Annotated in this window: 16 protein-coding genes; 15 read left to right on the top strand and 1 reads right to left on the bottom strand. The window is 70.0% G+C overall.

Annotated features, from left to right (window positions below; genetic code table 11):
• Positions 1-11: 11 nt before the first annotated feature.
• The gene (locus ACWPXE_RS04260) at positions 12-1,094 is read right to left on the bottom strand and encodes a 3-oxoacyl-ACP synthase III family protein (RefSeq protein ID WP_454016818.1); all 1,083 of its coding nucleotides are present in this window, start codon (positions 1,092-1,094) and stop codon (positions 12-14) included.
• A 118-nt stretch (positions 1,095-1,212) separates the two neighbouring features.
• Here ACWPXE_RS04260 and ACWPXE_RS04255 point away from each other — a divergent pair, with 118 nt between their 5' ends.
• From ACWPXE_RS04255 to ACWPXE_RS04185, 15 genes are all read left to right on the top strand, one after another.
• A complete protein-coding gene (locus ACWPXE_RS04255) occupies positions 1,213-2,340 on the top strand; it encodes an aromatic ring-hydroxylating oxygenase subunit alpha (protein ID WP_454016817.1) in 1,128 nt (375 codons plus the stop codon).
• An 8-nt stretch (positions 2,341-2,348) separates the two neighbouring features.
• Positions 2,349-3,119 carry an SDR family NAD(P)-dependent oxidoreductase gene (locus ACWPXE_RS04250; RefSeq protein WP_454016816.1) on the top strand — a complete coding sequence of 257 codons (771 nt, stop codon included), beginning with the start codon at positions 2,349-2,351 and terminating at the stop codon, positions 3,117-3,119.
• Positions 3,120-3,147: 28 nt separating this feature from the next.
• Positions 3,148-3,699 (top strand): GNAT family N-acetyltransferase, encoded by a 552-nt coding sequence (locus ACWPXE_RS04245; RefSeq protein ID WP_237906300.1) that lies wholly within the window; start codon positions 3,148-3,150, stop codon positions 3,697-3,699.
• Positions 3,700-3,863: 164 nt separating this feature from the next.
• Complete coding sequence (locus ACWPXE_RS04240; protein WP_236778230.1) at positions 3,864-4,571, top strand: sugar phosphate nucleotidyltransferase; 708 nt, start codon at positions 3,864-3,866, stop codon at positions 4,569-4,571.
• Between the two features lie 14 nt (positions 4,572-4,585).
• The gene (locus tag ACWPXE_RS04235) at positions 4,586-6,532 is read left to right on the top strand and encodes a tetratricopeptide repeat protein (protein ID WP_454016815.1); all 1,947 of its coding nucleotides are present in this window, start codon (positions 4,586-4,588) and stop codon (positions 6,530-6,532) included.
• 65 nt (positions 6,533-6,597) lie between these two features.
• Positions 6,598-8,217 carry a glycosyltransferase gene (locus ACWPXE_RS04230; RefSeq protein WP_454016814.1) on the top strand — a complete coding sequence of 540 codons (1,620 nt, stop codon included), beginning with the start codon at positions 6,598-6,600 and terminating at the stop codon, positions 8,215-8,217.
• A gap of 30 nt (positions 8,218-8,247) precedes the next feature.
• Positions 8,248-9,300 (top strand): pseudaminic acid synthase, encoded by a 1,053-nt coding sequence (gene pseI, locus ACWPXE_RS04225; RefSeq protein ID WP_454016813.1) that lies wholly within the window; start codon positions 8,248-8,250, stop codon positions 9,298-9,300.
• The gene (locus tag ACWPXE_RS04220; RefSeq protein WP_454016812.1) at positions 9,297-10,055 is read left to right on the top strand and encodes a cytidylyltransferase domain-containing protein; all 759 of its coding nucleotides are present in this window, start codon (positions 9,297-9,299) and stop codon (positions 10,053-10,055) included. Before pseI ends, ACWPXE_RS04220 begins: the two co-directional genes overlap by 4 nt.
• 15 nt (positions 10,056-10,070) lie before the next feature.
• Positions 10,071-10,304, top strand: coding sequence for an acyl carrier protein (locus ACWPXE_RS04215; RefSeq protein ID WP_237906294.1), 234 nt, complete (start codon positions 10,071-10,073; stop codon positions 10,302-10,304).
• Between the two features lie 7 nt (positions 10,305-10,311).
• Positions 10,312-11,130: an alpha/beta fold hydrolase gene (locus ACWPXE_RS04210; RefSeq protein WP_454016811.1), complete on the top strand. Its 819-nt coding sequence runs from the start codon at positions 10,312-10,314 to the stop codon at positions 11,128-11,130.
• Positions 11,127-11,405, top strand: a complete 279-nt coding sequence (locus ACWPXE_RS04205) for a phosphopantetheine-binding protein (protein ID WP_237906292.1) — start codon at positions 11,127-11,129, stop codon at positions 11,403-11,405. The genes ACWPXE_RS04210 and ACWPXE_RS04205 overlap by 4 nt, the downstream gene beginning before the upstream one ends.
• Entirely contained in the window at positions 11,402-12,595 is a 1,194-nt protein-coding gene (locus ACWPXE_RS04200) for an ANL family adenylate-forming protein (protein WP_454016810.1), read from the top strand. The genes ACWPXE_RS04205 and ACWPXE_RS04200 overlap by 4 nt, the downstream gene beginning before the upstream one ends.
• A complete protein-coding gene (locus ACWPXE_RS04195; protein WP_454016809.1) occupies positions 12,592-13,323 on the top strand; it encodes an SDR family NAD(P)-dependent oxidoreductase in 732 nt (243 codons plus the stop codon). Before ACWPXE_RS04200 ends, ACWPXE_RS04195 begins: the two co-directional genes overlap by 4 nt.
• Before the next feature lie 15 nt (positions 13,324-13,338).
• Complete coding sequence (locus ACWPXE_RS04190) at positions 13,339-14,451, top strand: ketoacyl-ACP synthase III (protein ID WP_454016808.1); 1,113 nt, start codon at positions 13,339-13,341, stop codon at positions 14,449-14,451.
• 142 nt (positions 14,452-14,593) lie between these two features.
• Entirely contained in the window at positions 14,594-16,459 is a 1,866-nt protein-coding gene (locus ACWPXE_RS04185) for a flagellin N-terminal helical domain-containing protein (RefSeq protein WP_454016807.1), read from the top strand.
• Positions 16,460-16,554 lie beyond the last annotated feature (95 nt).

Genomic DNA, 16,554 nt, shown 5'->3' with positions numbered 1-16,554 from the left:
GGTCCGGCGGCTCAGGGGGTCAGCAAGGGGAAGTCGTCGGGGATCTCCTGCACCGCCGGGGCGGGGATCGGCCCGACGTCGGCGACCACGGCGCCCCAGGACCAGCCGACGCCGAAACCGGCCAGCAGCATCTTGCGCGTGCCGGTGGACAGCGCCTCGCCCAGCCGGTGGCTGACCGCCAGCGGGATGGAGGCGGAACTGGTGTTGCCGAAGTCGTGCATGTCGACGAGGAATTTTTCCGGCGGGAACTTGGTCTTCTTGCGCAGATGCTCCAGCATGAAGGCGTTGGCCTGGTGCATCACGCAGAGGTCGATGTCCTCCACCCCGACGCCGGCGAACTCCAGCGTCTCGCGGATCAGCGGCGGCACGGCGCGCAGCGTGAAGGCGAACACCTCCGCCCCGTTCAGCGACAGGCGCGAGTCGGTGAACATCTGTTCCTGCTTGTCCGCCGGCCAGGGCTCGCGTCCCGGCACCAGCGAATTGCGGCGCCCGCCGGCCTTGACCCAGATGTTCTTGGCCCCGCCGCCATCGGTGCCGACGACGACGTGGATCGGCGGCGCCCCTTGGGTGACTTCCAAAGCCACGGCCCCGCCCGCGTCGCCGAACAGCGGCAGGGTGGAGCGGTCGCCCGGCACGAGGTGGCGCGAGCTGGTGTCGCCGCACAGAACGATGGCCCGTCGGCCCGTCGATCCGCCGAGCAGCCGCCCGGCCATCCACAACCCATAGACGAAGCCGGAACAGCCCAGATTCACGTCGAAGCAGGCCGCCCCCGTCGCCAGCCCCAGCCGCTTCTGCATGACGCAGGAGGTCGCCGGGACGTTGTAGTCGGGGTCCTGCGACACGAAGACCAGAACGTCGACGCTGGCCGGGTCCCAGCCGAGCTGGGCGAGCAGCCCTTCCGCCGCCGCCACGCACATGTCCGACGCGCAGATGTGCGGCGGGGCGATGCGCCGCTCGTACACGCCGGTGGTGGCGAACAGCTTTTCCGCTTCCTCCGCCGTGAAGAGGGAATGGTCCTCCAGGAAGGAATGGCGGTGCGGCGGCACGGCGGCCCGGAATCCCGCGATGCGCACGCCCTCGATGATGGCCTTCACCGGATGCTCCCTCCCTCCGCCGCCGCTGCGTCCGTCCTGGACTTGGGCGAATTCGGAGACTATTAACCGAAAGAACGCTAGGGTCGAATGATTAACGAACCGATAAATGGAATCAGCCATGGATGACCGGGGTCAGCAAAGCCGGCTTTCGTTCCCGCCCGACATGGTGATCCCGCCCCAGCGTTACTCCGGCGAGGCCAATCACGCCGAAGAGGCGGCACGAGTCTTCCGCCGCTGCTGGATGTTCGTTGGATTTACGGACGACCTGCGCAACGACAACGACTTCATCACCGCGGACATCGCCGGCACCTCGGTTTTGGTCCAGAACTTCGACGGCGAGCTGCGGGCCTACCACAATGTCTGCACGCACCGCTATTCGCTGATCCACCTGCGACCCTGCGGCAACGGCAAGCCGGTCTGTCCCTATCACGGCTGGGTCTTCAACCGCGACGGCGTTCCGGTCGGCATCCCCGGAAACCGCGAGCATTTCGGCCTGGACGACGCCGCGAAGAAGCGCCTCGCCCTGCGGCGTTTCGAGGTGGCGGTGCGGGGCCGCTTCGTCTTCGTCCGGCTGGAGCCGGCCGGGCCGGGGCTTGACGAGCAGTTGGGAGCGTACGGCGCCGTCCTCGACCATCTGTCGGCGCTGTTCACCGACCGCATCGACGAGGGCGTGCTGCCCTGGAACGCCAACTGGAAGGCGGCGCTGGAAACCGCCCTGGAGGTCTACCACGTCGACGCCACCCACCCGGAAACCTTCAAGAATTATGTCAAGAAGGTCTGGATCTGCTCCTACGAGGGCGAGCATTCGCGGGGCATCAGCCAGCTGTCCGACGGCTCGGCGCGCTGGTGGGACGGGGTGAGCCAGAAGATGGGGCTGCCGCGCAGCGACCGGCTGGAGAGCTACGACCACTATCTGATCTTCCCCAACCTCGCCATCGGCGTCTCCCACGGCGCGCTGATGAGTGTCCAGACCTACGACCCTGTCGGGCCGGACCGCTGCGACTTGCATTTCCGCCTGTTTGTGGGCGAGACCTCCAAGCCGCAGACCAAGGGCGGGGCTGCGCGCAAGGCGGTGGAGGCCAATGTCGCCGGCTTCAACCGCACCATCCTGGGTGAGGACCAGCGCGTCGCCGAAGCCACCCACAAGGGGCTGAAGCAGGTCCAGACCCCGGCCGTCCTCGGCGTCTGCGAGGAGCGCATCGCCGCCTTCCACCGGGCGTGGCTCGCCCGCATGGCGGCCGAATGAGCCGGGACATGACCGGGGACATGAGCCCGCTCGTCGATCTCGCCGGACGGCATGTCCTGGTCACCGGCGCCTCCGCCGGGATCGGGCGGGCGACCGCTTTGCTGGCCGCCAGGCTCGGCGCGAAGGTCACGCTCAATGGGCGCGACGCCGGGCGGCTCGATGAGACGCTGGCGCTTCTGCCGGGGGAGGGGCACCGGTCGGTGGCGTTCGACCTGTCGGACAGCGACGCCATCCCCGGCTGGGTCAAGGCGCAGGCGGAGGCCGGCGGCCCCATCGCCGGGCTGGCCCATTGCGCCGGGGTGCAGGTCGGCAAGCCGGTGCGCGGCGTCGACCGCGCCTTCTTCGACGGCATCCTCCACGCCAACCTGCTGAGCGCTCTGGCGCTGGCCCGCGGCCTGCGGCAGAAGGGCTGCCACGCCGAACCGGCGGCGCTGGTCCTGGTGTCCTCCGTCGCCGCGGAGATCGGGCAGCCGGGCAACGTGGTCTATTCGGCGGCCAAGGGCGGGCTGGTCTCGGCCACCCGCGGGCTGGCCATGGAGTTCCTGCGCGACGGCATCCGCGTCAACTGCGTCGCCCCGGCGATGGTCGAGACGGAGATGATGGAGCGCTTCCGCCGCACCACCACGGCGGAGCAGTTCGAGGCGATCCGAGCGGCCCATCCCATGGGCTTCGGTAAGCCGGAGGACGTGGCCTCGGCCATCGCCTTCCTGCTGTCGCCGGCCAGCGGTTGGATCAACGGGGTGATGCTGCCGGTGGACGGCGGCTATCTGGCGACGTGACGCCGCAGGCGTTTGAGGGTGAGGGTTCATGTTCCGCTTCCGCCGACCGACGACCGACGATGCCGAGATGCTGCTGCGCTGGCGAACCGAGCCGTCGATCACCCGCTTCATGTTCACCGATCTGGAGAACCCGGACGTCGACCGGCAGCGCGCGTGGCTGGCCGCAATGGACGCCCGCGCGGACTTCCGCCATTTCATCATCGAGCATGAGGGCCGCCCGGTCGGCTATCTTTCCTACTATGACATCGACCGGGTGCATCTGCGCTGCTCCTCCGGCTCGTATATCGTGGATGAGAAGGACAGGCGGCGGCTCGCAGGCTTCCTGCACTGCTTCATCATGGACTATTGCTTCTACGGTTTGGGGATGAACAAGCTCTTCAACTATTTCATGGAGGGCAACGACACGGTCATCCGCATCCAGAGGGTTGTAAAGGCGCGCGAGGTCGGGGTGCTGCGTCAACATGTCCAGAAATATGGCCGTTTCCATGACGTCCATGTGTTCGAAACGCTGCGCAGCGATTGGGAGGGGCACCCCCATATCTTCCCGCGCGAAACCACGCTGGCCGCCTTCGCGGAATAGGCCAGGCGGTTGGGGGCTTACGTTGGGCGGTCGGCCGGGAAAGTTCGCCGTCACCCCCACCGAATGTTTGACCAATCCACCGCCGACGCGGTATGCGGCGGGTGTGGGGGCGGCGCCGCGGCGCCGGGAGCATGAGGGGAAGCACGGTGCGGCCTGAGGAAGCCTTGACGGACATCGACGTCACGCTGCTTGCCGGTGGTCTCGGCTCGCGCATGCGGGGCGTCTCGGGCGACACGCCCAAGGTGCTTGCGCCCATCGCGGGCCGCGCCTTTCTCGGACATCTGCTGGATCATCTGGCGGCCTATGGCGCGCGCCGGGTGGTGCTGTGCCTGGGCCATCTGGCCGACCGGGTGACGGCGTGGCTGGCCCAGGGCGACACCAACCGCTCGCTGGACGTCGTCTGCCAGATCGAGCCGAGCCAGATGGGCTCCGCCGCGGCGCTCGCCTACATCCGCAAGGACCTGAAGGCCGGCACCGTCCTGGTGATGAGCGGCGACACCTTCCTGGACGCCGACCTGCGCGCCTTCGTCGCCTCGCACCGCCTGTCGGGGGCGGAAGCGTCGGTGCTGTGCGTGGAGGTGGAGGACGCCGCCCGCTTCGGCCGGGTGGAAGTCGGGCCGGACAGCCGCGTCCGCCAGTTCCTCGACAAGGCCCCGGGGCGCGGCGTCATCAACGCCGGAGTCTATCTCTTCTCTGCGGCCTTCCTTGACCGCATCGCGGCCTCCGGGGCCAGTTCGCTGACCCGCGACGTGCTGCACAAGATGCCGCCGGGAACCCTGCACGGCCACGTTGCCAAGGCGCGCTTCATCGACATGGGCACGCCGGAAAGTCTGGCGGTCGCCGCCAGCGTGATCGGCGGCCGCGAGACCTGAGCGGAGTGGGCGCTGTGGCGACGCTGGACGAGGCGCTGGCCATCGCGCTCGATCTTCACACCGCCGGGCGGACGGAAGAGGCGGAAACCCTCTACGGGCGCATCCTCGACGCGATTCCGGACGAGCCCAACGCCCTTCACCTCTACGGCCTTCTCTGCGCCCAGGGCGGGCGTCTGGAGCAGGCCGCCGAACTGCTGGGCCGGGCGGTGGCGCTGCGCCCCGGCCTTCCCGAATACCGCGCCAACCTCGCCATGCTGCATCAGGCCCGCGGCAACCCCGCCGCAGCGGCCGAGGAGTACCGCGCCGCCTTGTGCCTTTGTCCCGATTCGGCTGCGCTCGCTTTTCCGTTGGCCGGAGCGGCGCGGCAAGCGGGGCAGGGCGGGCTCGCCATGGCGGCCTATCGCCGCACGACCCTCCTCCAGCCCGACCTCGCCGAGCCGCTGGTCCAGGCCGGAATCCTGCTGCGCTACGAGGGACGGACGGGTGAGGCGATGACGGCCCTGCGCCGCGCCGTCCGGCTGCGTCCCGACCATGGGGAAGCGTGGCACCATCTCGGGGTGGCGCTTCAGCGCGTCCAGGACCCGGCGGCGCCGGCGGCGCTGACGCACGCAGCGGCGTTGTTGCCGGAGGACACGACGGTCCGGCTCAATCTTGGCCGCGCCCATTACGAGGCGGGACGTTGGGACGCCGCCGCCACGGCTCTGCGCGGTGCGCTGGCGCTCGACCCGGCGAGCGACGGCGCGCTGGAGCTTCTCGCCGCCGCCCGGCTCAGAACGGGCGGGGAGGCGGAGAGCATGGCGGCGCTGCGCCGCCTGCTGCGGCTGCGTCCGGACGCGGCGAACGGCTGGCACGCGCTGTCCTTGTCCGAACCCGGCTCTCTGGCGTCGCTTCACCGGGCGTTGGCCCTTCAGCCGGATCACCGCAGTGCGCTGAGCGGTCTGGCGAACCGGCTGCGCGACCGGCGGGAGATCGCCGCCTCGCTGCGCCTGCACGATCAGGCCGTCCGCCTCCAGCCGGCCAGCGCCGAGGCGCGCTGGAACCGCGCGCTGGCGCGGCTCCTCGCCGGCGACCTGACCGGCGGCTGGGAGGATTACGAGGCACGCTGGGGCGTGGCTGATTTCCCGACCAGGCCGCGCGGGCTGCCGCAGCCGCTGTGGAGCGGCGAAGCCATCGCCGGACAAACCATCCTGCTGCACGAGGAACAGGGCCGAGGCGACGCCATCCAGTTCGTCCGCTACGCCCCCCTGGTCGCCGCCCGCGGTGCCCGCGTGCTGCTGGAGGTCGGGGCCGATCTGGTTCCCCTGTTCCGCGGCCTGCCGGAGGTGGAGCGGGTGTTTGCGCGCGGCGAGGCTTTGCCCGCCTTCGACTGGCAGTGCCCGCTGCTCAGCCTGCCGCGGGCCTTTGCCACACGGCTGGAGACCGTTCCCGCCGCCGTCCCCTACCTGACCGCCGATCCGGCGCGCCACGCGGCGTGGCGGGAACGGCTGGCCGGCGACGGTCTCACGGTCGGGCTGGTCTGGGCCGGCAACCCGCAGTTCGCCGGTGACCGGGAGCGGTCGCCGGGCTTGGCGGCGATCTCCCCTCTGCTGGCGGTGCGGGGCTGCCGCTTCTTCGGCCTGCAACTCGGCCCCGGCCATGACGAGCTGGCGCGGCGGGCGATGCCGCCCTCCTTCACCGATCTGGCGCCGGAGATTCGCGACTTCGCCGACACCGCGGCGATCATGGCGTCGCTGGACCTCGTGGTGTCCTCCTGCACCGCGCCCGCTCATCTGGCCGGGGCGCTGGGCGTCCCCCTGTGGGTGCTGCTGTCCCACGCGCCGGACTGGCGCTGGCTGCTCGACCGCGCCGACAGCCCGTGGTACCCGACCGCCCGCCTGTTCCGCCAGCCCCGTCCCGGCGATTGGGCCACGGTGGCGGACGAAGTTGCGGCGGCTCTGGCCGAGCGCGCGGCGCGTTCTTGAAACCTTAACCACGCCGGGGCTATCAGGAGGCGGGGCGCAACACAGGCGCCGGTTGGGGGATCCGCATGTCCGACATCGCCGGGGAACAGGCTGCCACGCTGAAGGCCCTGCTGGCCGAGCGTCAGTTCAACGCCGACCGCCTCAACGCCCTGACGACCCACTGCGAGCGGATGCGCCGCGAACTGGATCGGGATGTCCGCCTGTCCATCGCCGAGGCGCTTCGCCGCGACCCGCCGACCGGGGAGACGGTGCTGCTCCACTCCGTGCTGTTCCAGTTGACCGGCGACCTCTACCACTACGAGCGAATTCTTCATTATTTGCTGCTGGGTGGGGAGCGGGTCGGGCCGCAGTTGATGCACTACACCTACTGGTGCATGGCGCGGCAGCTGTTCCTGGCGGCGTCGGCACCGGAGAAGCTGGGCGCCTTCGGACCCTGCGACCTGTTCCGCTTCTACGAGGATCTGGTTTGGGCGGTGGCGCGGCGCTGGGGCGTCGTTCCGCCGCGCCATGTGCCGCGCGCCGGGCCGATCCGACGGGTGGCCGTGCTGACCAACCAGTTCACCAACGACCAGCACCAGCCCTCGCGCGACTGCTTCGACTACGCCAGCCGGCTCCAGGACGATTTCGGACTCGATGTCGCCATCATCAATTGCAACACCATGCCGTTGCGGGCCGAGAGCCTGTTCGTGCCACCGATGGTCGCGGAGTTGGTCGCCGACTACGAGGGCGTCTTCGCCCTGAAGATGTTCGGCAAACAGGTGAAGATGGCGTCCTTCACCGACCGCACCTTTTCCAAGGACAAGCTGTCCACCATCGTCGGCGCCATCGACGGTTACGACCCCGACCTGCTGGTGACCTTCGGCGGGGCCAACGTGGTGGGCGACCTGTTCGCGGTGACCGATGCGCGGCCGGTGGTCTGCCTGCCCACCACCTCGGGCATGACCATCTCGCTGGCCCATCTGGTGCTGGGCTACGAGGAGGGGAACCACACCGACGCCATGCCGGCGCTGTACCGCGGCCCCTTCGCGCGGCGCTTCCGGCCTTTCACGCTGGGCTTTTCCCCGCCCCCCACGGCGGGTGTCGAGGGCGCTCCCGATCTGGGCGATGTAGCCTTCGTCTTCGCCGTGGTCGGCACCCGCCTGGACATCGAGGTGACCGCGGAATTCCTCGCGCTGGCCGATGCCATCCTCGACCGTTGCCCCGGCGCGGTGATCGTCTTCGCGGGAGAGGTTGAGCAGTTGCCGGCCCGGCTGAAGGCGACGCGCAATGGCGCGCGGATGCGCAGCCTGGGTCATCTCAAGGACATCCGCGCCTTCTACCGGCGCTGCCACGCCTACCTCAACCCGTCGCGCCAGGGCGGCGGCGGCAGCGCCGCCTACGCCATCGCGGAGGGGTTGCCGGTGGTCACGCTGGCCTGGGGCGACGTGGCGAGCGTGGCGGGAGCCGGCATTCCCGTTCCGGACGCCGCCGCCTACGTGGAGCGGGCCGCCGCCCTCGTCGCCGACCCGGCGCTGCGGGAGCGGCAGTCGGAGCTGTCGCGCATCCGTTTTCAGACCGTCGGCGACCGTCACCGCTGCGCCGAACGGCTGCTGGCCTATGGCGAGGAGGCGCGGGACCTTCTGCGGGCTGCGGCCAAGGCGGGCGCACAAAAGGAAGACCCGTCGTTCGCTTCCGTGGCAGAGTGAAACCCGACCATCACAGCGAGACCGCCCTCCGTGCCGCGCGACGTCATTATCAACAGCCGTCCCATTGGCCCCGGCCATCCGCCCTATCTGATCGCCGAGATGTCGGGCAACCACAAGGGCGACCTGAACCGGGCGCTCGCCCTGGTAGACGCCGCCAAGGAGGCCGGCGCCGACGCGGTGAAGCTGCAGACCTACACCGCCGACACCCTGACCATCGACCATGACGGGCCGGGCTTCCTGCTGGAGGGCGGGTTGTGGAAGGGCCGCACCCTGCACGACCTTTACCGCGAAGCCCATACCCCTTGGGAGTGGCACGGGCCACTGTTCGAGCGCGCCCGCGCCATCGGCCTGACCATTTTCAGCTCCCCCTTCGACGACACGGCAGTGGAGCTGCTGGAGCGGCTGGACGCCCCGGCCTTCAAGATCGCCTCCTTCGAGTTGAACGACCTGCCGCTGATCCGCCGGGCCGCCCGCTCGGGCAAGCCGCTGATCCTGTCCACCGGCCTCGCCACTCTGGGCGAGATCGCGGAGGCGGTGGAGGCGGCGGGCGACGCGCCGCTCGTGCTGCTCCATTGCGTCAGCGGCTACCCGACACCGCCCGAGGACTGCAACCTGCGCACCATCCCGCATCTGGCGCAGGCCTTCGGCGTCGACGCCGGCCTGTCCGACCACACCCACGGTGCAGCGGTGCCGGTCGCCGCGGCGGCGCTGGGCGCGGTGGTGATCGAGAAGCATTTCACCCTGTCCCGCGCCGACGGCGGGGTGGACAGCGCCTTCTCCCTGGAACCGGCGGAGTTCAAGGCGATGGCCGATTCCGTGCGCACCGCCTGGGCGGCGCTGGGCCGCGTCCATTACGGGGTGAAGCCGAGCGAGGCGGGCGGGCGGGACTACCGTCGCTCCCTCTACGTCACCGCCGACGTGGCGGCGGGCGAGGCGCTGAGCGCCGCCAGCGTCCGCTCCATCCGTCCCGGCTTCGGCCTGGAGCCGAAACATCTTCCCGCTGTGCTCGGCCGCCGCGCCGCCCGCGCGCTGACGCGCGGCGAGCCGCTGCGCTGGGAGATGCTGGCCTCGGAGGATGAATGAGCGCCGCCACGGCCAAGCCGCGCGTGGTCTGCATCTCGCAGGCCCGCATGACCTCGACCCGCCTGCCCGGCAAGGTGCTGATGGCGGCGGCGGGGCAGCCGCTGCTGGCGCATCATCTGGGCCGTTTGGCGCGCTGCCGGACGCTCGACGCGCTGGTGCTGGCGACCACGGTGAACGGCACCGACGACCCGGTGGCGGAACTGGCGGGATCGCTCGGCGTTCCGGTGTTCCGCGGCGACGAGCAGGACGTGCTCGGACGCTTCGCCGGGGCCGCCGCCATGGCCGGCGCCGACGTGGTGGTGCGGGTCACCGCCGATTGCCCGCTGATCGACCCGGCGCTGGTGGACCGCATGGTGACCGCCTTCCTGGAGTCGGCGCCGCCGCTGGACTATCTCAGCCTGGACGTCACCCGCTTCCCGCGCGGCCTGGACAGCGAGGTCCTCACCCGTGCCGCTCTGGACGAGGCCTCCGCCTCCGCCACCGACCCGGCGGAGCGCGAGCACGTCACCGCCCATATCTACCGCCGTCCGGAGCGTTTCCGCATCGGCATCCCCCTGGCGCCGGAAGACGGCAGCGTGCTGGACCAGCGCTGGTGCGTGGACGAGGCCGCCGACCTGGAACTGGTCCGCTGCCTGCTGGGCGCCTTGCTCCCCGAAAATCCCGGCTTCGGCTGGCAGGATTGTTGCAATCTGCTGCGCCAGAACCCTGAATGGGCCGACCTGAACGGCAGCGTGCGTCAGAACACGCTCCACTGAAACGGAGACACCACCATGGACCGCAAGGAATTCCTGCTCGCGCTCGACGAGATGCTGGAGCTGGACGCCGGCACCCTGACGGGCGCGGAAGAACTCGAATCGATCGACGCTTGGGACTCGCTGGCCGTCATCAGCTTCATCGCTTTGGTCGATGAGAGGCTCGGCCACGTCGTGGAAGGCGAGAAGCTCGTCAAGGCGAAGACGGTGGACGACCTGCTGGGTCTGGCCGGCATCGCCGTAACGGCCTGAATTTCCGGTGACCGGAAGGATTGAGCGCTCCCCAAGGCGCGGACGGGCGGACATCGAAGGCGGTCCGGCCTCCTATCTGTCGATGGGGCAGGGCGGCGTTCCGGCTCTGCTGCTGCACGGCTTCGCCGGGGATTCGCTGACTTGGCAGTTCAACGCCGCGGCGCTGGCCGCCGACCGCCGGGTCCTGGCGGTGGATCTGCCGGGGCACGGCGCCTCGACCCTGGAGGTCGGGGAGGGGCGGGTCGGCGCCTTCGCGCCCTGGTTGCTGCGCCTGCTGAATGCGCTGGAGATTCCGCGCGTTCACGCCGTCGGCCACTCCATGGGCGGATACGTCGCCCTGGAACTGGCGCGTCTGGCCCCGGATCGGGTGGCCAGCCTCTCGCTGGTCGCCAGCGCCGGCCTCGGCCCCGATTTCGATCTGGAGTTCCTGCGGCGTGTCGCCGCGCTGGAAACGGTGGAGGAGGGGCGGGACTGCGCCGCGCGCCTGTTCGCCCGTCCCTGGCTGCTGGCGGGCCGCGTCGGCGAAGTGATGCACGCCCAGGCCACCGATTCCCGCCGCCGCACCGCTCTGGAGCGGATCATCGCCGCCTCCTTCGCGGAGGCGCACCGGTCGCCCGACCCGGTGGACTGGACGGTCTTCCCCATGCCGATCCAGCTCCTGTGGGGGCGGGAGGACCGCATCATCCCGGTGCCGGCCGCCGACCGCCTGCCCCCCGACGCGCCGCTTCATCTCTTCGACAAGGCCGGGCACTTGCCGCATAGTGAGGCGGCGACCCCCGTCACGGCCACCCTCCGCGACTTCCTTTCCGCATGCGACCCCCGATGACCGACTCCATGTTCGCGCTGATCGCCGAAGAGCTTGCCCGCATCGCCGCCGAAAAGGGGGAGACCCTGCCGGCGCTCGGTCCGGGCACGCGTTTCCTCGGCGGGGAGCTGCCGATCGACTCCCTCGACCTCGCCACGCTGCTGGTGGTGCTGGAGCAGCGCACGGGTCAGGACCCCTTCCGCGCCGGCTTCGTCCAGTTCAACACGGTCGGGGAACTGGCGGCCCTCTACCGTCCGGCCCTCCACCGTCCGGACATGCCCGCCGGGTCCGCATGAGCCGGCCGCCACCCTCCTGGCTGCATCCCGGCGTCCGCCTGATCGAGGCGGGGCGAAGCGTCGGCTGGGTGGAGATCGCCGCGCAGGCCGATGCTTTCGAAGCGGCGTTCCGGGACTCGGGCGGGCGGGCGGTCCTGCCGCCGCAGGGCGTGCCGGCCCTCATTGCCGCCCTTGTCGCCGCCGAACGGGCCGGGGTGGAACTGCATCTGTCGCGCCGCACCTCCGCGGAGACGGACGGCAAGCCCCACGAGCCGGGCTTCGCGCTGTTGCTGGAGACCTCCGGCACCACCGGCACGCCGAAGCTGATACGCCACGACTTCCAGCGCCTGCGCGGACGCCTGCGCGGTGCCGCCGATCCGGACGCGTGTTGGCTGCTGGCCTATGAGCCGGCGGCCTTCGCCGGGCTTCAGGTCATCCTGACGGCACTGGCGGCGGGGGCGACGCTGGTGTCGGCGCCCGGCGCCGGTGCGGGGGAACTGGCGCGTCTCGCCGTGAGGCACGCGGTGACCCACATCAGCGCGACGCCCAGTTTCTGGCGCGCCTTCCTGCTGGCGCTCGACGGCGAGGCGCCGCCCCTGGCGGCCGTCACGCTGGGCGGGGAGGTGGCCGACCAGCCGCTGCTCGACCGTCTGGCGGAGTGTTTTCCGAACGCGAAGCTTCGTCATATCTACGCCTCGACGGAGGCCGGAGCGCTGTTCGCGGTGGGCGATGGACAGGCCGGGTTTCCCGCCGCTTGGCTGGATGGCGGCATCGACGGGGTGGGCCTGCGCCTGAGCGGCGGTGTGCTGGAGGTGAACAGCCCCCGCGCGATGCTCGGCTATGGGGATGGCTGGCTGTCCACCGGCGACGTCGTGGAGGTGCGCGGTGACCGCGCGCTGTTCGCCGGGCGGCTGGACGGTCGGATCAATGTCGGCGGGGTCAAGGTTTCGCCGGAGGTGGTGGAGCAGGTGCTGCTGGACGTGCCGGGCGTGAGGGACGCCTTGGTTCAGGCCGCGGCCAACCCGGTGACCGGCCACATCCTGACCGCCCTGGTGGTCCCGGCGCCAGGGGTGGAGGAGGCCGTGCTCCGCGCCGCGATCCGCACCGCCGTGGCCGACCTGCCGCCGGCGGCGCGTCCCCGTCTGGTGACCATGACCGGGAGCATCGCCCTGGGGGCGGCGGGCAAGAAGACGCGGAAGGGAACGGCATGAACGGCAAAAGGCACGTCATCGTCACCGGCGGCAGCCGCGGGCTGGGGCTGGGCATCGTCGAGGCGCTGCTGGCCGAGGGCTACCGCGTCTCCACCTGCAGCCGCGCGCCGAGCGAGGCGCTGGAGCGGCTGGCCGGGACGGATCTGTTCTGGCAACCCTGCCGCATCGGCGATGGGGAGGCGGTGCGCGCCTTCATGGACGCCGCCCTGGACTGGGGCGGCGCGTCGCCGCTCTGGGGGCTGGTCAACAACGCCGGCATCGCGCGCGAAGGCGTGCTGGCGACCTTCCCGGAGATCGACGTCGAGGAGGTCATCCAGGTCAACCTGACCGGCGCCATCCAGGTCGCCCGCGCTTTTCTTCGCGCCAAGCTGATGAAGCGGGGGCCGGGGCGGATCGTCAACATCTCGTCGATCATCGGACAGCGGGGCTACAATGGGCTGTCCGTCTATTCGGCGTCGAAGGCAGGGCTGGACGGGCTGACCCGCGCGCTGGCGCGCGAGGTCGGGCGGCTCCAGGTCACCGTCAACTCGGTCGCGCCCGGTTATCTCGCCACCGAGATGTCCGGCACGCTGGCCGACGGGCAGCGCGACCAGATCGTCCGGCGCACGCCGCTGGGCCGGCTGGGCGACGTGGCCGACGTGGTGCCGGTGGTCCGTTTCCTGCTGGGCGACGGGGCGGGTTTCGTGACCGGCCAGACCATCGTCGTGGACGGCGGCATCACCGGCTGACGGAAGGAGACCCCCATGGTGGCCAGCGTGATCGAGGGCGTCGCCCTGGCGGGAATCGTCGCCTGCGTTCCGGAACGGCGCGAGACGGTGGAGGATCTGGCCGCCCGCTTCGGTGAGGACGCCGCCCGCCGGATCGCCAAGGCCACCGGAATCGAGGCGCGCCACTTGGTGCCCCCCCACCAATGCACCTCCGACCTGGGGGAAGCGGCGGCGCGGCGCCTGCTGGACCGGCTGGGCTGGGCGGCGGACAGCGTCGATCTGCTGGTCATGGTCACCCAGACCCACGACCACATCCTGCCGGCCTCGGGCTATCTGCTCCACCATCGGCTGGGGCTGGGCAAGGGAGCGGCGGTGCTCGACCTGACGCTCGGCTGCTCGGGCTACGTGCATGGCCTGTGGACGGCTTCGGCGATGCTGAAGGCGGCGGGCGGGCGGCGCGCCCTGCTGGTCGCGGGCGACACAACATCGCGCGTGCTCGACCCCGACGACCGCGCCGTGGCGCCCTTGTTCGGCGACGCCGCCACGGCCACGGCGCTGGTCATGGAAGAGGGGGACGCGCCCATGGCCTTCGTACTGGGCAGCGACGGCGCCGGCGCCCCTTACCTTGCCGTTCTCGGCGGCGGCCTGCGGCGGCCCGGCGAGCCCGCCCACCTGTTCATGGACGGCACCCAGGTCTTCGCCTTCACGCTGCGCGAGGTGCCGGGCAACATCCGTTCCGTTTTGGAACGCGCCGGCTGGACGATGGGAACGGTGGACCGACTGGTCCTGCATCAGGCCAACGCCCAGATGATCCGCCACCTTGCGCAGAAGCTCGGCGCCACGCCCGATCAGACGGTGGTCGGGCTCGCCGGATTCGGCAACACCAGCTCCGCCTCCATTCCCCTGGCGCTGGCCTCCGAATTGGGGTCGGCGTTGTGCAACGGACCGTTGCGCCTCGTCCTGTCGGGGTTCGGCGTCGGCTGGTCCTGGGGGAGCGTGGCGCTGACCGTCGGTCCGCTCGCGGTTTGCGAGGTGATGCTGCTGCCTGCAAGCCCGGCAGAATCTGCCGGGTCGGAAGCGCAACCGGCAAAGGGTGCCGGTCGGGAGGCAATTCTTGCCGAGCCCTCGGTAAAAATTGCCGAGCCCTGATTTGCCCGGAGGCAGGAATTTCCTCGCCTGGGCGGCAAATTCGATCTGGCCCATTTATTGCCTACCGGTAGCCCGAGGGAATTAGTCCCTCTCCGTGCGCGCAGCGTCGTACGGATTGAAATCCTCCAAAAGGAGTGACTCCATGGCTACCAGCGACATCTCCCTCTCGTCGTCGATGCGCACGAACCTGCTGCAGCTGCAGGGCGTCCAGGACTCGATCGCGAAGAAGCAGAATATCCTCTCCACCGGCAACAAGATCAACTCGGCGCTCGACGGCCCGACGTCGTTCTTCGCCGCGAAGAACCTGACCCAGCGCGCCGGCGATCTGACCGCGCTGAAGGACACGATGGGTCAGGCCATCAGCACCATCAAGGCTGCCGACAAGGGCTTGTCCTCGATCGACGACATGATCGAGCAGGCGCGCGGCCTGACCACCGCCGCCTACTCCGCGCTCGGCACCGACGCCGGCTCCGTCGCCACCCGCAAGTCGCTCTCCAACCAGTTCAACGCGCTGAAGGAGCAGATCGACAAGCTGGCCGGTGACTCCGCCTACGGTGGCAAGAACCTGCTGGCGGGCAACGGCCTGCGGCTGGACTCCACCAGCGACTCGCGCCGCGCCGTCAACACCATCCAGGGCATCGAGAACGCCCGCATCACCAACGTGGTGGCGACCGACACCTACACGGTGCGCGTCAAGGGCGACGGCTCCATCGAGGGCGCGGCCGGCGAGATCAACAGCGCCGAAATGGCCCACGGCCTGGTCGGCCTGAAGCTGTCCGGCACGATGACCACGTCGGCGGGCAGCTTCTCCGACGTGCAGATCGAGGTCCGTGGCGCCTCGGGCCGCGAGCGGTCGTTCATCGTTTCGGACGGTAACGAGTCGCGCACGATCACTTACTTCGACAACAGCCAGACCATCGCCGCCAACACGACGAGGACGGCCTCGACGGGTACCGCGCAGGTCACCAATGTGACGCTGGGCGGCACGATCGAAGCCGGCGACAGCTTCACCATCACCGTCGAAGACCAGACCTTCACCTACACCGCCACCGCCGGCGACGTGGCGACGGGTCAGACCGCGCGCAACAACATCGCCAACCAGCTCAAGGCGTCGATCAACAGCGCGCTGGGCGCCAACGGCCGCCTCAGCGGCAAAGACGTCCAGACCGTCACGGTCGGCTCGACGGGCACGATCACGCTGTCCGGCGCGACGACGACCAACGCCGCCCGCGAGATGACGGTCAAGGCCACCGCCGAGAACGCCCTGACCAAGCGCATCTCCGAGAGCTTCGCGTCGGGCACCATCGTGTCCTTCACGGTCGACCGCAAGCTGCTGGAGCAGGCTGCCAACGGCGGCAACGGCATCTCGACGATCGAGAAGAAGGTCGACATCCAGATCTCGGTCAGCAACCTGAGCGGCGCCACGGTGACCCGCGACGGCATGTCCAAGCGCGGCGAGGGCAAGCTGTCGGACGGCGAGAACGCCTACGCGTTCGACACCGGCACGGTGCGCTTCAACGTCGATCAGAAGAGCATCAAGCAGGCGGCGGCGGCCAACTCCGCGGCCAACCTGGTCTCGGTGCAGGTGACCGACGCCAACACCTCCAACGATCTGACGGTGCAGCTCAACGAGCGCAACACCAACGCGATCACGGTGAAGGCCCAGAACCTGACCACCAGCGGCCAGGGCCTGCGTCTGGACTACGCGCAGAACGACTGGACCGACCGCGCCGACATCGACAAGGCGGTCGCCAGCATCGACTACGCGAAGCAGAACCTGCGGTCGTCTTCGCAGACGCTGTCGACCAACCTGAACGTCATCACGACCCGTGAGAACTTCACCAAGGAGTTCAGCGATGTGCTGACGGAAGGCGCGAGCAAGCTGACGCTGGCCGACCAGAACGAGGAAGGTGCGAACCTGCTGATGCTGCAGACCCGTCAGCAGCTCGGCACCATCGCCCTCTCGCTGGCCAACCAGTCGCAGCAGTCGATCCTGCGTCTGTTCTAAGCCTGAGAGTTCGGGTAGGATTACGCCCGGCGGGCGGCGGCGCAAGCCGCCGCCCGTTTCATTTGGTGCGGCGCTTTCCGGCAATCGCTTTCCGC

The sequence above is a fragment of the Azospirillum sp. Marseille-Q6669 genome (genome assembly GCF_965111635.1).
The sequence above is the reverse complement of the archived record's forward strand: the minus strand, read 5'-3'. Positions and strand labels throughout refer to the sequence as shown.